This window comes from Fumia xinanensis, from assembly GCF_014384905.1.
Lineage (GTDB): Bacteria > Bacillota > Clostridia > Oscillospirales > Ruminococcaceae > Fumia > Fumia xinanensis.
Genome location: NZ_JACRSV010000009.1, coordinates 1 through 5,923 on the forward strand (window position 1 = coordinate 1; position 5,923 = coordinate 5,923).

General features: G+C 50.3%; 2 tRNA genes and 2 rRNA genes. All 4 read right to left on the bottom strand.

Annotated elements, in window-relative coordinates:
• Positions 1-18: 18 nt before the first annotated feature.
• Positions 19-3,035, bottom strand: a 23S ribosomal RNA gene (locus H8710_RS13225).
• Between the two features lie 595 nt (positions 3,036-3,630).
• Positions 3,631-3,707, bottom strand: a tRNA-Ile gene (locus H8710_RS13230).
• Between the two features lie 43 nt (positions 3,708-3,750).
• Positions 3,751-3,826, bottom strand: a tRNA-Ala gene (locus H8710_RS13235).
• A 191-nt stretch (positions 3,827-4,017) separates the two neighbouring features.
• Positions 4,018-5,543 (bottom strand): 16S ribosomal RNA (locus H8710_RS13240).
• The 16S and 23S rRNA genes sit together here with 2 tRNA genes alongside, the layout of an rRNA operon.
• Positions 5,544-5,923 lie beyond the last annotated feature (380 nt).

The window sequence follows — 5,923 nt, forward strand, 5'->3', positions numbered from 1 at the left end:
GTTTTGAAACCACATCTTATGGTCAAGCCCTCGACCGATTAGTACTCGCTAGCTTAACGCCTCACGACGCTTACACTTTGAGCCTATCAACCTTGTAGTCTTCAAGGGGTCTTACCTGATTACTCAGTGGGATATCTTATCTTAAGGCCGGCTTCACGCTTAGATGCCTTCAGCGTTTATCCGTTCCGCACATAGCTGCCCAGCTGTGCCACTGGCGTGACAACTGGTGCACCAGAGGTGCGTCCATCCCGGTCCTCTCGTACTAGGGACAGCTCCTTTCAAATATCCTTCGCCCACGACAGATAGGGACCGAACTGTCTCACGACGTTCTGAACCCAGCTCGCGTACCGCTTTAATTGGCGAACAGCCAAACCCTTGGGACCGAATTCAGCCCCAGGATGCGATGAGCCGACATCGAGGTGCCAAACCTCCCCGTCGATGTGAACTCTTGGGGGAGATCAGCCTGTTATCCCCAGGGTAGCTTTTATCCGTTAAGCGACGGCATTTCCACTCACATACCGCCGGATCACTAACTCCAACTTTCGTTACTGCTCGACCCGTCGGTCTCGCAGTTAGGCTCGCTTATGCGTTTACACTCTATAGCATGGTTTCCGTCCATGCTGAGCGAACCTTTGAGCGCCTCCGTTACTCTTTTGGAGGCGACCGCCCCAGTCAAACTGCCCACCTAACAATGTCCCCCGACCGGATTCACGGCCGCAGGTTAGAATTCCAGCACACCAAGAGTGGTATCCCAAGGTTGACTCCGCAGAAGCTGACGCCTCTGTTTCCCAGTCTCCCACCTATCCTGTACATGATATACCGAAATCCAATATTAAGCTACAGTAAAGCTCCATGGGGTCTTTCCGTCTAGTCGCGGGTAACCGGCATCTTCACCGGTACTACAATTTCGCCGGGCGGGTTGTCGAGACAGTGCCCAGATCATTACACCATTCGTGCGGGTCAGAACTTACCTGACAAGGAATTTCGCTACCTTAGGACCGTTATAGTTACGGCCGCCGTTTACCGGGGCTTCAATTCGGAGCTCTCACTCCTCCTCTTAACCTTCCGGCACCGGGCAGGTGTCAGCCCCTATACGTCATCTTTCGATTTAGCAGAGACCTGTGTTTTTGCTAAACAGTTGCCTGGGCCTATTCTCTGCGGCTCACTTTCATGAGCACCCCTTATCCCGAAGTTACGGGGTCAACTTGCCGAGTTCCTTAACAACCCTTCTCCCGTTGGCCTTAGAATCCTCTTCCTATCTACCTGTGTCGGTTTGCGGTACGGGCTCCTCAAATATACACACAGCTTTTCTCGCCCCAATCCAAGACTGCTTCGCAGCAAGCTGCTCCCTTTCGACCGGGTCTACCATCGCCCGGCTCAGTCCCTTTTCGGATGTCCCTGTGCTTAAATCTTTTGGAGGCTACGGAATTTCTACCGTATGTGCATCGGCTACGCCGTTAGGCCTCACCTTAGCTCCCGGCTTACTAGGAGCGGACGAACCTTCCTCCTAAAACCTTAGATTTTCGGCCATTATGATTCTCACATAATTCGCGCTACTCATTCCGGCATTCTCACTCGTATACAGTCCACGACCGCTTCCGCTATCGCTTCTCCCCGTATACGACGCTCCTCTACCCCGCAATTCACTGAACAAAACCTACCCATTTGCAGAGACTTGCTCCTACATACATTTTAGCCTAAAAGAAATTTACCCGCCTGCGTTTTACCGCATCAACAGTTTCTTTCCTTTTTCAATGCCTGCATGTATGAAAGTATTTTCCTCGCCTTCCGGCGGGAATATCTCCCATTTGGATTTGTTTTGTTCAGTGAACTGCAGCCCAAGCTTCGGTGTACATTTTAGCCCCGTTACATTTTCGGCGCAGAACCACTCGACCAGTGAGCTATTACGCACTCTTTAAATGTATGGCTGCTTCTAAGCCAACATCCTGGTTGTTTTAGCAGTTCCACATCCTTTCCCACTTAAATGTACTTTGGGACCTTAGCTGTGGGTCTGGGCTCTTTCCCTTTTGACCATGAAACTTATCTCACATAGTCTGACTCCCATGAATCGATTCTTCGGCATTCAGAGTTTGATAGGGTTCGGTAATCTTTCGACCCCTAGCCCATTCAGTGCTTTACCTCCGAGAATCTGTCATGAGGCTAGCCCTAAAGCTATTTCGAGGAGAACCAGCTATATCCGGGTTCGATTGGAATTTCTCCGCTATCCACAGTTCATCCGCCGCCTTTTCAACGGAGGTCGGTTCGGTCCTCCATGGGATTTTACTCCCACTTCAACCTGACCATGGATAGGTCACCCGGTTTCGGGTCATATACCAGCAACTTTGCCGCCCTATTCAGACTCGGTTTCCCTTCGGCTCCAGGCCTTCAGCCCTTAACCTTGCTACTGACATATACTCGCCGGACCATTCTACAATAGGTACCATATCACACCTTGACGTGCTCTATGTGCTTGTAGGCACAGGGTTTCAGGTTCTTTTTCACTCCCCTCCCGGGGTGCTTTTCACCTTTCCTTCACAGTACTATTCGCTATCGGTCATCAGGTAGTATTTAGGCTTAGAGGGTGGTCCCCCTAACTTCCCACGGAATTCCACGTGCTCCGCGGTACTCTGGATCCTGCTCGCTCACTCGTCTTTTCACCTACCGGACTCTCACCGTCTTCGGTATGCCTTCCCATACATTTCGGTTAAAACTCGTGAATGCTAAATGCAGTCCGTAACCCCGAAAGTATTTCTACTTCCGGTTTAGCCTCTTCCGCTTTCGCTCACCACTACTCACAGAATCTCGGTTGATTTCTTTTCCTCGCCCTACTTAGATGTTTCAGTTCAGGCGGTTCCCCTCCTATGGCTATTTGATTCACCATAGGATACCGGGACATGACTCCCGGTGGATTGCTCCATTCAGATATCTACGGATCAATGCCTGCTTGCGGCTCCCCGTAGCTTTTCGCAGCTTACCACGTCTTTCGTCGGCTCCTGATGCCAAGGCATTCGCCCTGCGCCCTTTGTAGCTTGACCATTCACATCGCCGCGGCGTAGTTAGTTTCCGAATCTTCCATGCGCTCTCTTTCGTTCGCGTCTGTCACATTCGTTCTTTTCTTACCATTGCGACGTTCGCCATCCTAGCTTCGATGGCTGTTTTGAATTATGTGTTCTCAAAACAGAATTTGTATCAGTTTTCACTGATACCTAGTTAAAATTGTAGTTTACCCTGATGAGATTTCTCTCATCTGCGTAAATTGATATTTTAATCTTTACTTCGCATTTCTTTGTTCAATTTTCAAGATACCCCGCCAAATCGAAGATTTGGCTCCTGAAGAACTCCTTCCAGTATTTCATACTGGATTTTCTCCCGCCAGCAAGCTGGCCTTCAAAAATCGGACTTCTTCTCCTGTTCTACCTCATCTTTGCATTTCTGTTTATCGAGGTTTCACAGTTTCTGCTCAACCTTCCGGCTTTCGCGCGGAGCGGATGAGTTTTCTTTTGCTTACCTTTTCTTTTTTAAAAGAAAAGTAAGTGCTGGGCTCAATGGTGGACACGTCCACTTGAGCGATTCCTCACTCAACCTTCTCTGTTTCCCATTGTTTCCCGTTGTACAAGCATTTCTGCTTGTTGGTGGGCTCAAGTGGACTCGAACCACCGACCTCACGCTTATCAGGCGTGCGCTCTAACCACCTGAGCTATGAGCCCATGTTTTTAGATCTGCGGCGTTTCTTCTTTCAACCTCAACCCTTGGTGGAGATGAGGAGGATCGAACTCCTGACCCCCTGCGTGCAAGGCAGGTGCTCTCCCAGCTGAGCTACACCCCCATTTTTAGCCGCCGCGGGGTTCTCCCCGCAACAGCCTCTTGGGGTCCAGGCTGCCACTCTCGTCCTTTGAAATCCCTGTCTCCAGGAACCTCAAAATTAAACAATATCTTCTGCTCACTTACACAACTTTCAAACTGATTCCTCAGTTTGCTGACCGGACTTTCGGCTTTCTTCAAGCCGATACTCCTTAGAAAGGAGGTGATCCAGCCGCACCTTCCGATACGGCTACCTTGTTACGACTTCACCCCAATCATCAACCCCACCTTCGGCAGCGGCTTCTTGCGTTAGCCTACTGACTTCGGGTGTTGCCAACTCTCATGGTGTGACGGGCGGTGTGTACAAGGCCCGGGAACGTATTCACCGCGGCATGCTGATCCGCGATTACTAGCAATTCCGACTTCATGCAGGCGAGTTGCAGCCTGCAATCTGAACTGAGACTATTTTTGGAGATTTGCTTCTAGTCGCCTAGTCGCTGCCCTCTGTTAATAGCCATTGTAGTACGTGTGTAGCCCAGGTCATAAGGGGCATGATGATTTGACGTCATCCCCACCTTCCTCCGTTTTGTCAACGGCAGTCTGTCTAGAGTGCTCTTGCGTAGCAACTAAACATAAGGGTTGCGCTCGTTGCGGGACTTAACCCAACATCTCACGACACGAGCTGACGACAACCATGCACCACCTGTCTCTATGTCCCCGAAGGGAAAGCCTAATCTCTTAGGTGGTCATAGGATGTCAAGACCTGGTAAGGTTCTTCGCGTTGCTTCGAATTAAACCACATACTCCACTGCTTGTGCGGGCCCCCGTCAATTCCTTTGAGTTTCAACCTTGCGGTCGTACTCCCCAGGTGGATTACTTATTGTGTTAACTCCGGCACGGAAGGGGTCAGTCCCCCCACACCTAGTAATCATCGTTTACAGCGTGGACTACCAGGGTATCTAATCCTGTTTGCTACCCACGCTTTCGAGCCTCAGCGTCAGTTAAAGCCCAGTAAGCCGCCTTCGCCACTGGTGTTCCTCCTAATATTTACGCATTTCACCGCTACACTAGGAATTCCGCTTACCTCTACTTCACTCAAGAAAAACAGTTTTGAACGCTGATATCGGTTGAGCCGATAGATTAAACGTCCAACTTATCTTCCCGCCTACGCTCCCTTTACACCCAGTAATTCCGGACAACGCTTGCCACCTACGTATTACCGCGGCTGCTGGCACGTAGTTAGCCGTGGCTTCCTCCTTGGCTACCGTCTTATTTCGTCACCAAGGACAGAGGTTTACAATCCGAAAACCTTCTTCCCTCACGCGGCGTCGCTGCATCAGGGTTTCCCCCATTGTGCAATATTCCCCACTGCTGCCTCCCGTAGGAGTCTGGGCCGTGTCTCAGTCCCAATGTGGCCGTTCAACCTCTCAGTCCGGCTACCGATCGTCGGCTTGGTGAGCCATTACCTCACCAACTACCTAATCGGACGCGAGCCCATCTATCAGCGGATTGCTCCTTTGGTACAAGAGAGATGTCTCCCTCGCACGTTATGCGGTATTAGCGTTCTTTTCAGAACGTTATCCCCCTCTGATAGGCAGGTTGCTCACGTGTTACTCACCCGTCCGCCACTAAGTTATGATATCTTCCGCCCGAAGGCTTCTGTCATCATAACTCCGTTCGACTTGCATGTGTTAGGCGCGCCGCCAGCGTTCGTCCTGAGCCAGGATCAAACTCTTTGTTAAATCCTTTATATCAACCGGTCTCCCGGCTAATACTCATTCCGAATCTGGCAATGTTTTACCATCGCTAAATTTCGTTGCTGAATTACTTTCCTTCGTGTTTGAAGTTGCCTTCAAACCACTGAAGAGAAACTCATTTTTTCTCAAAGCTGTTTCCCTCTCTCGAGTTCCACATCTCCAAGGAATTTTGGGTTGTGTTCATTCGCTTTTGATATTGTTTAATTTTCAAGCTCCTGTTCCTTCCAGGCTCTTCCCTCCCCAGCCTCTCGGCCGGTTCAGTCCCTTCCCTTTAGGCGCCTCTTCCCTTTGCATCCCCCGCCTCCGCCGGACATGCCCTCTTCCGAAGCCTTTCTATTATATCATCTCTCTTCCCCTATGTCAAG